Source organism: Trinickia sp., assembly GCF_051961175.1.
In the GTDB taxonomy this organism is placed as follows: domain Bacteria; phylum Pseudomonadota; class Gammaproteobacteria; order Burkholderiales; family Burkholderiaceae; genus Trinickia.
In genome coordinates this window covers 1-16,888 of the sequence record NZ_JBQCDN010000087.1, presented here as the reverse complement: position 1 = coordinate 16,888, position 16,888 = coordinate 1, and the positions used below count along the sequence as shown (strand labels likewise).

At 63.0% G+C, this 16,888-nt stretch carries 11 protein-coding genes; all 11 read right to left on the bottom strand.

Annotated features, from left to right (window positions below):
- Positions 1 to 94 precede the first annotated feature (94 nt).
- Positions 95 to 577 carry a type VI secretion system tube protein Hcp gene (locus ACTHL0_RS04635; RefSeq protein WP_440565417.1) on the bottom strand — a complete coding sequence of 161 codons (483 nt, stop codon included), beginning with the start codon at positions 575 to 577 and terminating at the stop codon, positions 95 to 97.
- Between the two features lie 83 nt (positions 578 to 660).
- On the bottom strand, positions 661 to 2,190 hold the full coding sequence (gene tssC, locus ACTHL0_RS04630) for a type VI secretion system contractile sheath large subunit (RefSeq protein WP_440565416.1): 1,530 nt from the start codon (positions 2,188 to 2,190) through the stop codon (positions 661 to 663).
- Between the two features lie 29 nt (positions 2,191 to 2,219).
- Positions 2,220 to 2,807: a type VI secretion system contractile sheath small subunit gene (gene tssB / locus ACTHL0_RS04625; RefSeq protein ID WP_440565415.1), complete on the bottom strand. Its 588-nt coding sequence runs from the start codon at positions 2,805 to 2,807 to the stop codon at positions 2,220 to 2,222.
- A gap of 49 nt (positions 2,808 to 2,856) precedes the next feature.
- Positions 2,857 to 3,876, bottom strand: coding sequence for a type VI secretion system protein TssA (gene tssA / locus ACTHL0_RS04620; RefSeq protein WP_440565414.1), 1,020 nt, complete (start codon positions 3,874 to 3,876; stop codon positions 2,857 to 2,859).
- A gap of 225 nt (positions 3,877 to 4,101) precedes the next feature.
- On the bottom strand, positions 4,102 to 7,917 hold the full coding sequence (locus ACTHL0_RS04615) for a hypothetical protein (protein ID WP_440565413.1): 3,816 nt from the start codon (positions 7,915 to 7,917) through the stop codon (positions 4,102 to 4,104).
- Between the two features lie 146 nt (positions 7,918 to 8,063).
- Complete coding sequence (locus ACTHL0_RS04610) at positions 8,064 to 8,462, bottom strand: hypothetical protein (protein WP_440565412.1); 399 nt, start codon at positions 8,460 to 8,462, stop codon at positions 8,064 to 8,066.
- Positions 8,434 to 11,100 (bottom strand): ATP-binding protein, encoded by a 2,667-nt coding sequence (locus ACTHL0_RS04605; protein ID WP_440565411.1) that lies wholly within the window; start codon positions 11,098 to 11,100, stop codon positions 8,434 to 8,436. Before ACTHL0_RS04605 ends, ACTHL0_RS04610 begins: the two co-directional genes overlap by 29 nt.
- A gap of 20 nt (positions 11,101 to 11,120) precedes the next feature.
- Positions 11,121 to 11,783 carry a response regulator transcription factor gene (locus ACTHL0_RS04600; RefSeq protein ID WP_440565410.1) on the bottom strand — a complete coding sequence of 221 codons (663 nt, stop codon included), beginning with the start codon at positions 11,781 to 11,783 and terminating at the stop codon, positions 11,121 to 11,123.
- Positions 11,784 to 12,641: 858 nt separating this feature from the next.
- The gene (locus ACTHL0_RS04595) at positions 12,642 to 12,809 is read right to left on the bottom strand and encodes a hypothetical protein (RefSeq protein WP_440565409.1); all 168 of its coding nucleotides are present in this window, start codon (positions 12,807 to 12,809) and stop codon (positions 12,642 to 12,644) included.
- A 558-nt stretch (positions 12,810 to 13,367) separates the two neighbouring features.
- Positions 13,368 to 15,785 (bottom strand): two-partner secretion domain-containing protein, encoded by a 2,418-nt coding sequence (locus ACTHL0_RS04590; RefSeq protein ID WP_440565408.1) that lies wholly within the window; start codon positions 15,783 to 15,785, stop codon positions 13,368 to 13,370.
- Positions 15,786 to 16,551: 766 nt separating this feature from the next.
- Positions 16,552 to 16,888 (bottom strand): DUF3800 domain-containing protein (locus ACTHL0_RS04585; RefSeq protein WP_440565407.1); only part of this gene is annotated, 337 nt, incomplete at its 5' end.

The following is a 16,888-nucleotide window of genomic DNA, read 5'->3' as shown; positions in this document are numbered from 1 at the left end:
TTGTTTTGTTTGGGTTGGTTTTGTTGTTGGTTTTGAACGCGCGAACTTCGGTCTGGGGCGCGGGGCACCACCGGGCCCCGCGCGTCGACTCGGCTTACGAAACCTGCTTCGTCAACATATCGAAGGCCGTCTTGCCCTTCGAAACGAGCGCACTCGACTCGGTGCTCTGCGAGAAGTATTCACGCTCGATCTTCTCGAACGTGAGTTCCAAATGCTCGTTCGAGCCCTCGGCGTGGTACGTGTGGATGCGCGCGTTCGTCAGCGTCACGATGACGAAGGGCGCCGGCGCTTTGTCGCCATCGGCCTTATAGTCTTTCAACGTCACGGTGCCAATCGGCTTGCCGCTGTAGAACTGCGCCTCGATCTTCGGCGTGGCGCAGCAGACGACCTTGGACACGCTCACCGGAGAGACATAGGCGGCGCCGCTGCCGGACAGGCCAGGGCCGCGCCCTTCCATCGGGATCGACGCGTCGTACGAAAAGCTCAGCACGTCCATTTCCTTGTCGGTACCCTGCACTTGCGATTCGCCGTCGATGCCGGTCATCTTCATCGTCTTGACGATATTGTCGTAACTCATTAGGACTCCTATCCATGGTTGAGAAATGCCGTTGTATTCGCCGACAACCGGCGTGCAACGGGTACAAAATGGAACCGCGGGCGTTACTGGCCACCGACCGCCGGCAGCTTGCTCACCAGCCGCAGCGAGACGGTCAACCCTTCGAGCTGGTAATGCGGCTTCAAATAAAAGCGCGAGGTGTAGTAGCCGGGGTTGCCTTCCACCTCCTCGACAACGACCGTTGCGTCGGCGAGGGGTTTGGACGCCTTCGTCTGTTCCGACGAATGGCTCGGCATACCGTCGACATACGTCATGACCCATTGGTAAAGCCAACGCTGCATCTCGTCCTTGCTTTTGAACGAACCGATCTTGTCGCGAGCGATGCACTTCAAGTAGTGGGCGAACCGGCTGCACGCGAACAGATAGGGCAGCCGAGCGGCCAATGCGGCATTCGCCGTCGCTTCCGGATCGTCGTACTCGGCGCTCTTGTGCAACGACTGCGCGCCAATGAACGCGGCCATCCCCGAATGCTTCATGTGCACGAGCGGCAGAAAGCCCGCTTTGGAAAGCTCCGCTTCACGTCGATCGCTGATGCCGATTTCGGTCGGACATTTCGCGTCGAGCCCGCCGTCATCGGTCGGAAAGACGTGTACCGGCAGTCCCTCCACCGCCCCGCCCGATTCGACGCCCCGAATGCGCGAACACCAGCCGTAGTTTTTAAACGAGCGATTGATGTTCACCGCCATCGCGTAGGCGGCGTTCGCCCAGGTATAGCGGCCGCTGTCGCCTTCGGCCGTGTCTTCCTCGAACGCAAAGGCATCGACGGGATCGCTTTTGGCGCCGTACGGTGCCCGCGCCAGAAAGCGCGGCAACGCGAGCCCGATATAGCGTGAGTCCTCGGATTCGCGCAGCGCCCGCCACGCCGTGTGCTCCGGCGTTTGAAACAGCTTCGCGATGTCGCGTGGGTTCGCCAGTTCTTGCCACGACTCCATCAGCATCACGGCCGGCGAGGCACCGGCGATGAACGGTGCATGCGCCGCGGCACAGATCTTGGCCATCTGGGCGAGCAGATCGACATCGGGCCCGCTGTTGTCGAAGTAGTAATCGGCCATGAGCGCTCCGTAGGGCTGTCCGCCGAACTGACCGTATTCTTCTTCGTAGAGCTTTTTAAACAACGGGCTCTGGTCCCAGGCTGAACCCTTGTACTTCTTGAGGCTCTTGTGCAGCTCGGCCTTCGAAATATTCATGACGCGCAGCTTCAGCTGTTCGTCGGTTTCCGTGTTGCTGACGAGATGGTGCAGGCCGCGCCACGCGCCTTCGACTTGCTGAAATGCACTGCAATGCAAGATCTCGTTGATTTGCTCGGTGAGCTTGCGGTCAATCGCGGCAACGAGCGCCTCGACGGTACCGATCACGTCGGGGGAAATGCACGCGGCGTCCAGCAGGGCTTGCTCGGCGAGCGTGCGCACCGCGTTTTCGACGGCCTCTTGGGCCTTCTCTGTTTTCGGCTTGAATGCCTTTTGCAGCAGGCTGCCGAAATCGTCCGACTGAATCGACTCGACCGCCTCGGTGCCGTCGGCCACCGCCGCTTGTGTCTGCGCATCAAGCTGCGCTGCAGGGCTGAGCTCTGACATGGTTGGGTTTCCTGATTGCGTGCGGGGAATTAAGCGGCGGGCGGTGTGCCGGCTTCGGCGTCAAGGCCCCCATCGGCGTCGGAAGCATCCTCGCTGACGACCGGTTCGCCGGCGCGCTGCGCTTGCCCATTCGGCGCCGAACACAACGTGCGCATCAACGCGGGATCGCCGAGAAGTTGGGCCACCAGCGCCTCGGCATCCACCTTGCCGTCCATGTAGGTCAGCAGGTTCGCGAGGTGGCCACGCGCCTCGAGCAAACGATTCAGCGGTTCGACACGCCGCGCGAGCGCCGCCGGGGAAAAGTCGTCCATCGATTCGAAGGTCAAATCGATCCCGAGCCGCCCTTCTCCTGTCAGCGTGTTCGGCACCATCGCGGCGACACGCGGCTTCATCGCCTTCAGTCGTTCGTCGAAGTTATCGCTGTCGATCTCGAGAAACTGCCGTTCGCTCACGGGTGCTTGCGGCTGCGTCGATTGGCCCGACAGCTCGGCCAGGACACCCATTACGAACGGAAGACTCACCTTCTTTTGCGCGCCGTACACTTCGACGTCATATTCGATCTGCACGCGCGGCGCACGCGTGCGCCCCAAGAACTTTTGGCTGCTTTCGCTACTCATGCAAACGTCCTCCCTCCGGGTTCGCTGAAACAAAAAAATGACGGCAGGCTCACGACTCGGACGGGCCTGCCCAGTGCTTAGCCTCGCTGACGCCCGCTGGCGTCAGATCCGCAACGAGATCGGCGAAGCCCATCCCCACGAGCCGGCGTGCTCGTCGCAGGAGGATCGGCACGGGGCTCGATGGCTCCGCCGCCGCGTAGTACGCGCACAAGCGATCGAGCGTAAGCACGACCTCGTCGCGGCCGGCGATGCGCTCGGGCGCCACCGGCATGTCGACGGCGCCGGGCTCGACGGATTCAAGAAACCCGGTCGCGCGTTCGGTCGAAGCCGGATGTCGCGCGCGTTGTGCGCTCACGCTCCGGTGGGCGCGCAAGAGCACCTGTTCGAGCGCGGGCAACGACACCCAGCACCCCTGGCCGACACGCTCGTTCAATCTCGCGTCGATGTTCTGCAGCGACGACACCGCGCGCGCGAGTGCATCGTCGAGTGCACAGACGTCTTCGAACGCCGCGTCGGCGAACGCCGCATCGATCGCCGACGGTTCGAGCGCCATGCTGCTGGCGTCCCGCTCGCCCGCCGCGCATTCGATGTCGGTGATGCGAACCCGGCCATGGCGCTCGGATACGAGAAGCGTCGCCCATCGGAGGTCGCGTACGAAAGCGGCTTTGTCATCGAGCGAAAGCAAAACGTTGATGCGGGCAGTGGGATCGAATTCGTCGTCGGCATCGAGTTGCGGATGAAACGCGTCCCAGTACTGCGTGAGCAGACCCTCGATTAACGCAAGACCCTCCGCGATGGCCGATACGCCGTGCAGCGCAACGAGCGCACGTGTCAGCCATACGGACAAACGCAAGTCGTGGCTGTCGGCCAACAACTCGAGTGCGATGGCCTTCACGCGCTTCCAGTCCGGCTCGACAGCCGCGATATGCGTTTCGCCGTATTGCACCTCGGGGCTCCCTTCGAGCGCGCGGGCCGCCTCGAGGTAACGCGGCGAATACTCGAGTTCCGGCCCGCACGGCGAGGCGGGATCGAGCGGTTGAAGCAGCGTGGGAACGTCGATGAAAGTCATGTCGAGTCAGTACGGTGAAGTGCTCGAAGCAACCGATGTGCAACGCTTCGAAGCATGACTCGATTGTTGATGCTTTCGAGGCGGCGCTCCGCCTGAAAATTCTCAGAGTGCATCACGCGTTTGCCCGCGCCGTCCCGCGTTCGCGCGACGGCGCACGTCCATCGAATAGCGTTCATCGACGGAACGGTGAACGTATCTGTCACCGTCGCTGTCAGGCAGCCCCCGCTACCCGATGTTCAAGTACCGGTCTTCCACCGACGCGCTGCGCATTGCAGCGGTCTGCCGCGCGAGCAACTGCGCTTGTGCGGTGGCCTCGTTCGGACCCGCGAGCGCGGAAACGAGTTGACGCGGATAGTTGAACCCGGCCTCCTTCAAGATGCTGTCGGTGAGATAAACGGCTGCGCCGCGGTTCGCATAGGCTTTCGGTAGCGGCACCTGCCCGATGCCGGTCATCGCGCAGATCATCTGATACGTGAGCTTGCGTTCGATTTCGACGTCATGCAGACCGGTTTCGGTGAGGTACATCAGGCCATCGTCGAGCACATAGATTTTTTTTGCCTCGTCGGCCACACCATGCGCAAGGCCATCCGGCGACAGCGCGCGCAAATCGATGTCGCCCTCAAGCACCAACTTCCATGGGTTGGCCTGCGAAGCGGCGGTCACCGGCATCTTGTCGAACATCCGCCGAAACGTCACGCTGCGTTGATAGAGGCGCCCGTAGAAGTCGATCACTACCAAGGCGTCGGACGCAAGCTCGTTCGTCACCGTCCGGTTCTGTACGTAAAAGCCGAAATTTTGGTCGAACTTCGTTTTGAAGTCGCCCCACGCCAGAAAGGCTTCATCCTCCACGCCCTCGATCTCGTCCAGCGCGGCTTGGGTATCTGCAACGGTCATGCGCCTGGCAACGGGCACGCCCTCCACGAGCGTATCGGCCGTCACGTCACCGCGCTTCGCGTCCAACAGCGCGTCGAGGTAGCGGTTCTCGCGTTCGGCCTCGCGCGCGGCCTTCATCGCGTTGTACTCGACCGTTTGGTCGGCCGGCATGTCGGATGTCGGATTGCTGCGGCGATACATCACTTGCTCCGCCATGTCATACCCTGCTTCGCTCAAAATCTTGTCGGTCAAGTAGACGACGGGCCCACGATTCAGTAAGTCGACAGCCCGCTCAGGCTCGCGTCCGCCCGTCAGCGCATGAACCATCTCGTGGAGATAGGTTTGCTCGCTGCTCAACGTGCGCACGCCAGCCGCTGTCATGTATGGCATGGCCTGGATCGCCGCATCGCTCGGCATATAAATGCGCTTGTATTCGAAGTCGGTATACGCTTTGCTTGGCGCCCCAAGTGGCCCGGCCTCCCCAACCACGAACTCCCACTTCTTCCAGCCTTGCGTCGTGCCGTTGCGCGCCCGCGCGTCGACTTGCGCATGGCGGTTGAACACCCGCCGGAACGTCGCGCTCGATTCATACAGCTTGCGGTAAAACGCCTGGGCGTCGAATCGGGAAACGTTCGCCGCCGACGTGCGCTGCGCGAAGGCGTCGCCAAACAGCGCGTCAAAGTCGCGTAGCGTCGCGTCGTCGGCACGCTTGAGCAAGGTCGTGACCTCCTGCACGGTCATCCGCTGTTGTACGTCGGCAGGCGGGGCAGCCGGTTTGCCCACTGGCGGGTAGATTTCGCGGAAGCGGCCCTTGTTCGTCTGCGTATCCAATTCGATCGGGGGCGCGTCGCGCACCCGATGTCTCGTTTGCCAGTCGACTTCGAAATAGGCGTCACCGTCGCGAGTGACAGGCACGATGCGATCTTCGGCTTCGAGATGGACGACGTCGTAACCCCGCCATCGGACGCTGCGATGCTCCCGTGCTTGCCGCGCCAACGCACGCAGTTCGGGCGGCACGTTCGCATCGGGCAATGTCAGGCGGATCGGATCGGCGCTCATCTCGATCATCTCCGGATGCCCGGCGATGTTGACTTGCGACGGGTCGATGCGTCCAATCGTGCGTCGCAGCTTCGGGACGATCGGATGGACTGCCTGGGCGCGTGCTCCGCCGCCGCCCCCCGTCGTGAGATCGAACGCGTCGGCGCCGAGAAACAGCAGCCCGAAGGCGGCGCGCGCGGCATCGCGATGGCGAATACCCTCCTCGATGTTGTAGACGGGGCCGGCCACGGGCACGGTATTGATCCACGTCTCGAACCCCTTCACCCATGCGCGGTGCGATTCTGTTTCCGCCGCAAGATTTCCTGCGATCTCATTCGCGACGCCTGCCACGGCGTCAGGCGTCACCGCTTTCGATTGGCCTCGCAGGCGCTCCTTGGCCAATGCCACCACCCATGGGTCGAACGGTAGACGCTTGTTGAAGGCGTCCTCTTCGCGTTGGAGCTCGTCACGCGGGCGCAGGCTACCGCCGCCCGGCAAGGTCATCGATGCCCCGTTCAACCCCACCCAGTCCGCTCGATCCAGGAATTCGTCGACGAGATCTCCGAATGCGCTTTTCGTCAGGTTCGGGTTGTCGCCGACGATCGTGTAGTGGTGCGGATCGGACAGGTCCAACGCTTGGACACCCACCCGGAGCAGGATGGCGCTCGCGCTCCGGCGTCGATCGAAGGACGGCGGCTCGCCGTAGCCGACAAGCAAACGCTCGTTGGCGTACTCGATCACCGCGGCGGCACGTGCATCGAAATCGGCGCCGGCGATGCGATTCGGCGTGAGGATGCCCTTTGCCTTGAGCTCCCGTGCGAGCGACGAGATCGGGAGATCCTGATCGGCGGCCTCGCGCAATGCAGGGAAGAGATCAAGCAGCGCCTGCGCCTTGCGCGCGGGCCCGGCATCGTTCCAACTGGCATCCGGACCGACGCGTTCCGACAGATAGCGGGCGATCCATTCAGCCGGGCCAGCGTGACCGTCCCCCATCAATTCGAGCGCGCGGTCGTTCACTTGATTCTCGTACAGCAAGCTCAGCTGTTCGAACGAAAGCACTTCGATGCCGCTCGACCGGGCCAGGTGCGCAGCGAACAGCAGCCGCGGGTGGTACGGATACGTGTCGCCCTGCTTCCATGCCGCGTCGCACTGCATGAACGCCTTGACGAGTTCGGCCTCATTGCCGTGGCCGGCGGGTTGCCTGCCGCCGTAGCGCTCGATGCGCAGCAAAGCAGTGGCCACGGAATGCAAGATGGAGCCGATCCGAAAGCGGGTGGACTCGCCCATCTCGTCGAATTTTTGCTCAAGCAGCGCGCGCCGTTCGGCTGGCGGCAGAACAGCGAGTATCGGATCGGCCCATACGGCGGGTAGATCGACGAGCTCATCGAATGATTGGCCTTCGGCCTGGCGCAACGCAAAGCCATCGAAGTACGGCGTGGTCTGGGCAAACGATGCGCTCGGCGCGAACAACGCATCGAGCGCACGACGCTTCGGGTAGTCGCTCCGCAGCGCGGCAAGGAACGTCGCACGCAACGTTGGGAGGCTTGCCGTCGGCGGCGGCGCAGACGTTGTGCCCTCGGCGGCCGGCGCGCGGCTAAGCCGATCGTATAAAAGCGCGGCTTCGTCGAGCACGGCTTCGTCAGCCAGCAGCGAGGGATCGAGCGTAGCGGCAAAAGCGTCGGGGATGTCGAGCCGACGGTGGCTCGCCACCGCGCGCAGCAACGCGCTCGGACTCGTCGCGTAGGACCGCGCCTTGGCTTCGTCGACCCACTGCGTCAGCGCAGCGTTCATCCGCTCGAGCACCGCCGCGTCGGCCACCATCGAGCGCGGCGTGCCCGATTCCGTCGCCGCTGCGCCCGCCGTTGCGGGCGCAACCAACGTCGGCGCGCGCACTGGCCCCCCTGCGTCGAGCGGCATGCGCGCTAACGCGCGACGCAAGCGGCGCTCGATGGCGTGCATGCCGCCCTGGAACGGGGTGCCACGCGGCGCCTGAAACTCGCCGTTTGGAATCGGCGCCGGCTGGTCATCTGCCGAGTCGTCGGCAACCGCTTGCATCGCCGAAACGATCTCAGTCTGGGTCGAATCGTATCGAGCGGTGATGCTGGATGTCCGAATGAGCGATATCGCCATCGATGTCCTCCATGTCGAAAGGGGTGTCCAGCCAGACAATCTTTCAGAAACGGAAGGAAATCCGTTTGCGGCAGTGAATCTCGGACAAGGTTACGTGCGACTCTGCCCACCGCAGCAGGGCTGACAGCGTGCCGGGCACGCGCACGCTAGCGCCCTTTCTTGATATCCGCGAGTTCGTCGACGAAAGCGGTTCGCAGCAAGGCGAGTACCGAGCAGGCGCCTGGGACGGTGAGCCGGATCAACGGCGCGTCGGCCAAACGCAGCGCACGCTCCGCGCGGTTGAGCGGGCCGAGCACGCACTCGTCCCGCACAAAAAACGCGGCCGTGCCGGCCAACCGATGCAGCGCCTGTGCGGCCGCCCTCCACTGCCCGGATTGGAAAGCGCGATCGAAGGCGAGGCGCTGGCCATCGAACTCATCGAGCGCCACCGCCAGCAGCGTGCGCAAGCCGGCGGCACCATACAGTTCAGACAGCTCGGACAAGTCGAACACACGGGGCTCGTGTGCTTCGTGCGTTTCACCCGCGCTCCGGTTCTGGATCGGCATCGGCCGTCTCCGCCCATTTCTCAAGTATCGCGGCAAGCTTGAGCCGCGTGATCGGTTTGGCAAGGTAGTCGTCCATGCCTGCCTGGCGGCATGCCAGCACGTCGTCGTGCGTCGCGTTCGCGCTGATGGCGACAATCGTCGTGCGCGGCAGCGTGCCGGCCTCGGCGCGGCGAATCGCGCGAGCCAACGTGTACCCGTCCATGCCGGGCATGTGGCAGTCGAGCAGTACCAGTGCAGGCCGGATCCGCTGCCAGCTTGCGTAGCCTTGCACGCCGTCTACCGCTTGGTCTGCTTCGATGCCGAGTGCCTGAAGCTGCCGCATCATGATGTCGCGATTGACCTCGTTGTCTTCGATCAGCAGTACGCCTCCGCTGACACGCGCCAACGCGCCGGCACAGCCGAGCCCGCTGGGATCGCAGGGCCCGCCGCCACCGCCAGGGGGGAAGTGGGCGTGAGCACCGCCTTTCACCACGAGCAGCGGGCGATCGTGCGGTTCGATACGGCTTTGGGTACCATCGCTCAGCGCCGTCGGGCGCTTGAGCGCCGTGGTCACGGCTTCCGTCAGCTCATCGAAACCTCGCACCGCACGCGTTGGACTGTCGCTGCCCGCGACGATGACGGCCCCCTTGGCGTCCGTCGTGATCTCGATATCGGCGTGACGGCCGCGCGACACGCATCGAACGCCCATCTTCGCCAGGCTGGCTCGGATGGCGGCGTGCATGCCCGGCAGTGGCAGGTCGAGCGTCGCCCGCGCCGGCGCGACGCACGGCCATACGCGAGACACCCCGCCCCAGCGAACCGGCAACCTCACGCGCACGTGCGTGCCTTCGCCCACCCGGCTCTCGATGTCGATCGTGCCGCCCATCAGATCGATAAGGCGCTTGACGATCGACAAGCCGAGCCCTGTCCCGCCGTATCGGCGCGTCGTCGTGCTGTCCTGTTGCGTGAACGGTGCGAACAGACGAGCCCGATATACCTCCGAGATGCCCGCGCCGGTATCGACGACCGATAGCACGAGCCATGGGCGCGAGCGCACCATCTTACGTCGCACCTCCAGCAAGACGTGTCCGCGTTCGGTGAATCGGATTGCATTGCTGAGCAGATTCGTCACGATCTGATTGACGCGGACTTCGTCGCCCACGACGTACCTGTCGAAGTGCGGCATCACCGCCAAATACAGCGCAAGCTCCTTGCGCGCGGCAAGCGGGGCATGCAACTCAGCCGCCGACGCGGCCAGCGCGGCAATATCGAATGGCGTCGCGTCGAGCGTCAGTGCGCCCTGTTCGATTTTCAGGTAATCGAGCGTATCGTCGACCACCCGCAGCATGAGCCGCGCCGAATGCTGTGCGATGCCGAGATAGCGGCGCGGCTCAGCGGCCAACGTCATGGTGTCGAGCAGATCGAGCACGCCCACGACGCCGTTCATCGGCGTACGGATTTCATGGCTCATCATGGCGACGAACGCCGATTTCGCGCGATCGGCCGCCTGCGCCTGCTCGCGCGCGGTGATCGCCTCCGTCCGGGCGGCCACGGCCGCAGCACGCGCCGCCTGGGTACGGCGATACGCCCATGCGAGCGCCGCGATCACCCCCAGCGCAATGGCCGCTGCACCCGACGCAAGGCCGATGACGGCGCGCTTTTCATAGCCGAGCACGATCGTCAGAGGCCGCGCTCGACTCGCGAGCCGCGCAAGCTCGCGAGGGCTGTATGACGCCAGATAACGATCGAGCATCATCGCGAGCGGGCGATGGACGCGCGGGGCGGCGAAGCCTATGCGCTCGATGCCGGCCATCGCCGGGTCGATCGACAGCCGGATGTGGGCGTAACGATCACCGAGATCCTCGGCAGCGATCGCATTGATGAGTGCTGCGTCGGCATGGCCGGCTAGTACCGCGCGCAGCGCATCCGCTGCGGTGGTGCTCGGCACGAGCTCGATATCGGCCAGCATTGCGTCGGGCACCACCCGGCGCATCCGCCATGGCGTGGTGGCGATACGGTTCGATTGGGCATCGCCCTGTTCTGTTCGCACGAACGACCAGGGGAAGCTATCGTACGCGCGCGTGGTTGCGAGCCCGGCCATCGACGTGCCGGGACCCAGCGGAAACGACGACACGAGATCGACGACGCCATCGCGCAGCGCCTGTGCCGGCTCCTGCCCGGCATCGAGCAGCACGAGTTCGAACCGGAGCCCCGCTGCGCGCGCGAACTGCTTGAGGAGTGTCGCGCCGAACCCTTGCCATTGACCTGTGTCGTCGATGAAATCGTAGGGGCGGCCAAGCCGCTGGACGCCGATACGAACCACCGGATGCCGGCTTGCCCACTCCCGCTCGGCGTCGGTCATACGCCAGAGCCCGGCGTCCCTGGGCCGCAGGATCGGCGCCGAAGGCGGCGTATCCATGTCGCCGGATATCGACGAAGCGATGACCCGGTTGCCGCCGGCGATCGTTGCGGCAACGGCCGCCTGGTGAAGTGTGGCGGCCTCGCCGCGGTACGAGCTGGCAGGTAGCGCCGCCGGCTCGCCCGCCCCCGCATCTGGCGCGGCGAGCAGCCAGGCGGCCGCCACAAAGCGGGCGAGCGGGCAGGCAAAACCGGACAAACGGTACCCGTATCGCGAGAAAGGTCGCCGGCCCACGGTCATGCCACTTCTCCTCCCATCTATCACCGGAACTTTTCTTTGAGGAAAAGCGCCAGACCGAGATCGTCGGACACGCTCAATTTGCGCATCGCGCTGCGCTTATGGGTGCTGACCGTCTTCTTGCTGCGCCGTAGCCGCGCAGCGGTTTGTGTCACCGACAGCCCTTCCGCGATATGACGCAGTATCTCGACTTCGGCAGCGGACAATAGATCCTCGCGTGCGTGAGGAATGAGCGCCTGTACTTTCCCTTCCCGCATGGCGAAGAACTTGCGCGGTGCGGCGACGGCATGGCGGATCGCCTCGGCAATGAGCGGTAACGGCGTGGATTTTTCGAGAAACGCGTTCGCGCCCGCGCGGTGACACACGCATTCGGCATCGCACGCGCGCGCCGCCGACAGGACGACGATGGTGAGCGGCGACACCTCGACACGCAAGCGTTTGATGAACGTCGCACCGTCCAGACGATCGGCCGGCAGGTAAAAATCGACGAGCGCGACATCGCATGCGCCCTGTTCGAGTACGACGAATAAATCGTCGATCGTCGTGACGTTCGCCACGAGTTCGAAGTCTGCGTGATCGCGTAGATACGTGGCGACGCCGAGTGAGACGATCGGGTGGTCGTCAAGGACCGCAATGCGAATTCGATGCCTTGGACGGGACAACAATAAGACTTGCCGGGGAGTCATGCGTTTCATCCTCGCTATTGCCATTGCGACATGAAAGGACCGCCGCTGTCATTTAATAACCCTCATTGCGCGGCGACGAAGTAATGCACGAATTAGAAAGGACAATTAGGCCGCAACATGATAGCCGGCGCGCACCCTATATTTCGAGATAAGTCCTCAGGAAAACTCTCAATCAATTCGAGACGAAGCGGAAACCTAAGGCGTGGCCTCTTAACCGGCGGCACCGTTGATGCGCGGACCTTGGCGAACTTTTCGATGCGTTCGATTCTAGCCCAAGCAGTGGAGGCCAACAACGTTCGATCACACGATTTTTTGTCGCAAATGAACGGAACCAAAAATCAGACTTCTCTTGGTCCTAAAATTTATTGAAATAGATTCATTCAACGCCAAACGTGCTAAGCGCGCCTAATAAGATGAAGCCGATCTGAATAGGAATCGTGTTTTCGCGCGCGCGGTGACGCATGAGCGGGCATCGATCGCCCGGTGGGATCAGTGGCGTGAACCGCTGATTCGACGCCCCGATGAACATCGTCCGCCGTCGTCCGGCATGAGCGTTGCTGCTCGGACATCGTTGGACGAAGGGTTTAAAGGAGGCAGACGCCATGACCGAATCGACCGGACCCGGCAACGCCGACCCAGCGCAATCGGAGATAGGGCGAGGCACGCCCCCCGCTCGGACGCCCGAGCAGCTCCCCGATACCGACTTGCAACCGGAACAGGCGCCCATTCGAGATACGCCTGACGTTCGACAGCCTCCCGCACCGCCCGCTCGATGAGCCGACGGCGCGGACGCTTCCGGGACGAACACGGCCGGCTGGGGTGCGCTTTCCGGCCGCACGGGACCGCGGCGAGGGCCGCTCAGTTCAGCAGCCTGGCCGCGGCGAAAGCGAAGCCCGTCAGGGCGATCGCCGTACCGATGAACCACTTTAGCAGCGTGGATTCGAGGGTCGTGACGTCGTTTTTCGTTGCCAGGTGAAGAAAGCCTGCTTCGACATGGGCCATGCGCTCGCGGATATCAGTCGTCATTTGTTCAAGCTCGGTTAGGCGTGCGTGAAATGACGAATGATCGCCGGGGATGGCCTCGAAGGGAACGAGGGGCCTGGGAAATCGGACAGATGGCTGGGGGCGACGCGAATCGCGCGCGTTCGGCATCATGACGGTGTCTCGCTCTGGTCTGGAATGGGTGGGACGGGCGCGGCATGACATCGCCCGAGCGCCGCCGGAGAGCGGCACGCTCTCTTGCCGCGTGCTCCGGGCGCCCAGGGGCGGCGACCGGACCACCATCATCACGGATCGTGAGCGAGGCGTACAGTATGCCGAACGGCCAGATCGGCAGTTCCCGCGCTGGCTCCGGAGAGAGACGAAGCCTGCGCGGGAAGCCGCCGCGATCGATGACCACAAGGACGAGCAATGAAACCCGTGATCAAAATTTCGCTGGTTGTCATGGTGGCAGTGCTTGCAGGCAATCGCATCGCCGACTACCTCTACCGTGTGTCGTCGAGGCGTCGGCGTATCCCGTAGGCTCGGGGAAGTTGACTTGAGGCAAACGGTATGCCGGTGGCGAGCTGCCGGCATACCGCATTGTCAAGGCAAGAGCTGCCAGGCAAGTACCGGGTGAGTCGCCCCGGCTGGCATCGCCCAAGCGCCATCGGGCCCGAAGTTCCAGCCGGCGAATGATGACGGCATGCTCATCTGAGCGGTCTTGAGGCCCTGCCCGCCCGTCGAGCCGTAGGGGAAGTCGTTGGCGGCGACGACGTGCGGGGCGCCGGTTGTATCCATGTTCCAATAGGCATTAAGTGAGATAGCGCCGTCGTTAAAACCTGCAATGCCGCCGCCCACAACATACCCCATCTTTGGCACCATGGCGCTCGCCACCGCGCCCGTGGCGAAGGCTTCGCCGATCATTGAACTTCCATAATTTTCGCCCACGAGCCCCCCGGCCGCGACGACGTTCCCTAAATTAATGGTGGCGCCCGTCGCGTACGAGCGCTCGATCGCCCCTTGACTGGAAGAGCCAATGAGGCCCCCTATATGGGCGTTGAGATTGAATCCATCCGCGATCACCGTCCCCGTCGCATAGGATTCGTCCATGGACCCATGATTTTCGCCAATCAGCCCCCCTCCGCTCACTCCTCCGAACGTCACCCCCGCACTGCTCGACGAGCGCAGGATCGTTCCGTAGTTCATCCCCACGAGTCCTCCAGCACGGGTGTCGTCTTCGAACGGGTTATCTTTGCTTGAACCGGGCTGATCGATGGAACCGTACGTGGTGACGCCCACGATCGTGCCCTCGTTCAAGCCAGCCAGGATCCCTTCGTTACCGGTCAGCGATTGTGCGCCGTTCGGCATGCTCTCGGAAACACGGCCCCCGACGGTCAGGTTGCGGACAACCGCACTCATGCCCAAATCTCCGAACAAGCCCAATTCCGGCGCGTTTTGCCCCACCACATTGAGTGAACGGACGCTATAGCCCCGTCCATCGAATTGTCCGGTGAACGGCGTGCTGTCGCTGCCGATGGGCACGTAAGAGCCATCGTTCGTTGCCGTTGCGTCGATGTTAGTGCTCAGCGCGTAATTGCTGGCCAGATCGTTGGAGACGTTCTCCAGATCCGCCAACGAATTGACGAGCTTGTAGCCCGTGATTTGCGTCACAAGGCCGGTCCAAGGCGTCGTTGTCCACGACGCGTTGGAGAGCAGCGTGCCGGGGCTGTAGCTGCCATTGATGTCGTAGAAGGCATTCACGAGACCCGTGCTCTTCGACCAATCCACGGTACCGCTATTGAGTACGCTGCCCCCGTTATCGATCGAAGTTGCATCGGCACGCAGCGCCAGACCACCGCTGCCTTGGTTCTTGATCGTCACGCCCTTATCGACATTCACGGAACGATACGCGTTCAACTTGAGCGATGCCGCGCCGCTCCAACCGATGTCGGCAGCCACCTCGATATCGCCGTGGTGATTGAAAGCGCCCGTCGTCTGCACGTTGACCCACGTACCCGCGGTCAAACTGCGTGAGAACGACAGCGCGGCGCCGTCGCCGATCATCAAGCCGGGCGTCGTGATATTCCACAGTGCGGCCGATACCGTTGGGCCGCACTCGCAGAACACGAGATTGCGGGCAACGGTATCGACGGTACCCCCGTGGCCATTTGCATTCGCCGCATTCAAGTCCCCCGCGAGCGTGACGTTGCCGGCGACCAGCCAAATATGACCGTCGCGCGTCGCGGTACCGGTGGCGCGAATGGCTTCGTGATTCCCGGAGAGCGCATAAATGTTCCCATCGGCCGCTTGCAGATTGATTTGGGCGGCATCGATCATGCCTTCGTTGACCACCTTGCCCGCGCTGCCCAATTCGACAAAGGCTTGCCGTCCGCTCGAAGAATCCATCAGCCGGATACGCTTCCCGACCACGAACTCCGCGGTGCCGTTCGGTGCGCTGACGCTACCAAGATTATCGATCTCGTTGGTTGCGATGAGGAACACATCGCCGTTGGTCGAGCCGATCTTCCCGAGATTCACGATCCATGCGTTGGAACTGCCGATCAGCCTTGGCGCCACGTCGCCCATCATGAACCCATCGTCGTTGGTATCGAGCGTACTGGCGACGAAGCGTCCGCCTGTGGAGATCACGCCGCTCTTGCCGACGACGATGCCTTGCGGGTTGATCAAGTAAAGGCTGCCGGTGGCCGACAGCGTGCCCGAGATCACGGACATATTGCCGCCGGTGACTCGGTTCAACGTGGCACCGGTGCCGTTATTGATGCTCACCTGACTGCCGGCGCCGATCGAAAAACTCTTCCAGTCGATCACGCCGCGGTCTGACGTTTGATTGATCGTCAGCGCATTGTCGCTGCCGTTGATCGTGCCGGTCCCGCCAACGAACTGGCCGCCGCTCGGTAGCGCGCCCGCGTGCGCCAGCGGCACGACGCTATAGAGCCCCGCCAGTACGGCCGTTATGAACTTCGGCTTGATTCGGAAACTCGTCTCCTGTCTGCATCCCATCGCATCCCCCGCATTGGTTCGGTTCGAAATGCTTGTGCAGCCCATCAGCGGATGATTGAGCGGCAAGGGACATTATCGAAATGCGAGGCACGAACGGGCCGCCAATTCGTCATACGTTTGCGCCGAGATACTGTGCGCGTGGCCAGATAGTCGGATTCGCTCGAACAGGGAAATCGAGCGATCGGCCGCGCGGTCGTGCGGGCCGCCGATCTCTCCCCGCTCGCAGTCGCAGCACGTAGGCTTTCAGTCGACACATGGGAGCCGATATGAGCGAGAAGTGAAGCGCGCTGGCTGGATCTCGTCCTGCCATTCCTGGCCGGGCTCCCACTCGTCTCGGTACTCAGCGTCCGAATCGATCTCGGGGATGACCCAGTAGAAGGCGCCGGGGATTAGTTGCCTCTGAAATTCCACAGCATCCCGCCGACGGCGTTCCAGCCGTTGGCATTGTTGCCAAAAGCTCCTGGTCACCCACCAAGATCAAGCGATTGATCCACGCTTGCGACGGGGCGGCCGCTGATCTGACGTTCTCGACCGGCACCTCGATCGCCTCGCCGATTCACAGCGCCCGCACCGTCGAAGCCCATGAGTATCAAACCGCAGCTTTCATAGCACGAATGCAAACATCGCCGCACGGGGCGGCCCGGGCGGCGATGTTTGGCCAGCTTGACGCGCCCGGGCACCCCGAAGTAAACTTATAGCCATAAATGGGTTGCGACTACGCGGCCGGCGCTAGGCTCCAGGGACTACCTTGGGGCCTTTCGCTTTTCTAGGGGAACACTTTCAAGCCGTTCCCGGCAACGACCGTCCCAGGACTGAAAAATTTCGCCGACAGCACGTCGTACGCGCGGTTCTGTTGGTCGGGACGAAGGACATGCAGACCGATCGGGCGCGCCATCAAGTCGGCCAACTGCAGACCTTCCGAGTTTGCTTTCTTGTCGCAGATCACAATGTCGAAGTTGAAAGGCTTCTTGGACCTGTTGTCGCCATCACAAACTCGTCTAAACGCCAATTCGAGATCGGCGTCCTCTTTCGCACCTCGCGCCTCGCACACGACATGGGTAAGCGATTCGTGCTGGCCATTGAGGTGCAAAAAATGCCGCACT

Bases quoted from the DNA above. Each gene is read 5' to 3' on its own strand.
- ACTHL0_RS04600 (WP_440565410.1), bottom strand. From the start codon at position 11,783: ATGACTCCCCGGCAAGTCTTATTGTTGTCCCGTCCAAGGCATCGAATT.
- ACTHL0_RS04590 (WP_440565408.1), bottom strand. From the start codon at position 15,785: ATGGGATGCAGACAGGAGACGAGTTTCCGAATCAAGCCGAAGTTCATA.
- tssC (WP_440565416.1), bottom strand. From the start codon at position 2,190: ATGTCAGAGCTCAGCCCTGCAGCGCAGCTTGATGCGCAGACACAAGCG.
- ACTHL0_RS04615 (WP_440565413.1), bottom strand. From the start codon at position 7,917: ATGGCGATATCGCTCATTCGGACATCCAGCATCACCGCTCGATACGAT.
- ACTHL0_RS04610 (WP_440565412.1), bottom strand. From the start codon at position 8,462: ATGCCGATCCAGAACCGGAGCGCGGGTGAAACGCACGAAGCACACGAG.
- ACTHL0_RS04605 (WP_440565411.1), bottom strand. From the start codon at position 11,100: ATGACCGTGGGCCGGCGACCTTTCTCGCGATACGGGTACCGTTTGTCC.
- tssA (WP_440565414.1), bottom strand. From the start codon at position 3,876: ATGACTTTCATCGACGTTCCCACGCTGCTTCAACCGCTCGATCCCGCC.
- ACTHL0_RS04595 (WP_440565409.1), bottom strand. From the start codon at position 12,809: ATGACGACTGATATCCGCGAGCGCATGGCCCATGTCGAAGCAGGCTTT.
- ACTHL0_RS04635 (WP_440565417.1), bottom strand. From the start codon at position 577: ATGAGTTACGACAATATCGTCAAGACGATGAAGATGACCGGCATCGAC.
- tssB (WP_440565415.1), bottom strand. From the start codon at position 2,807: ATGAGTAGCGAAAGCAGCCAAAAGTTCTTGGGGCGCACGCGTGCGCCG.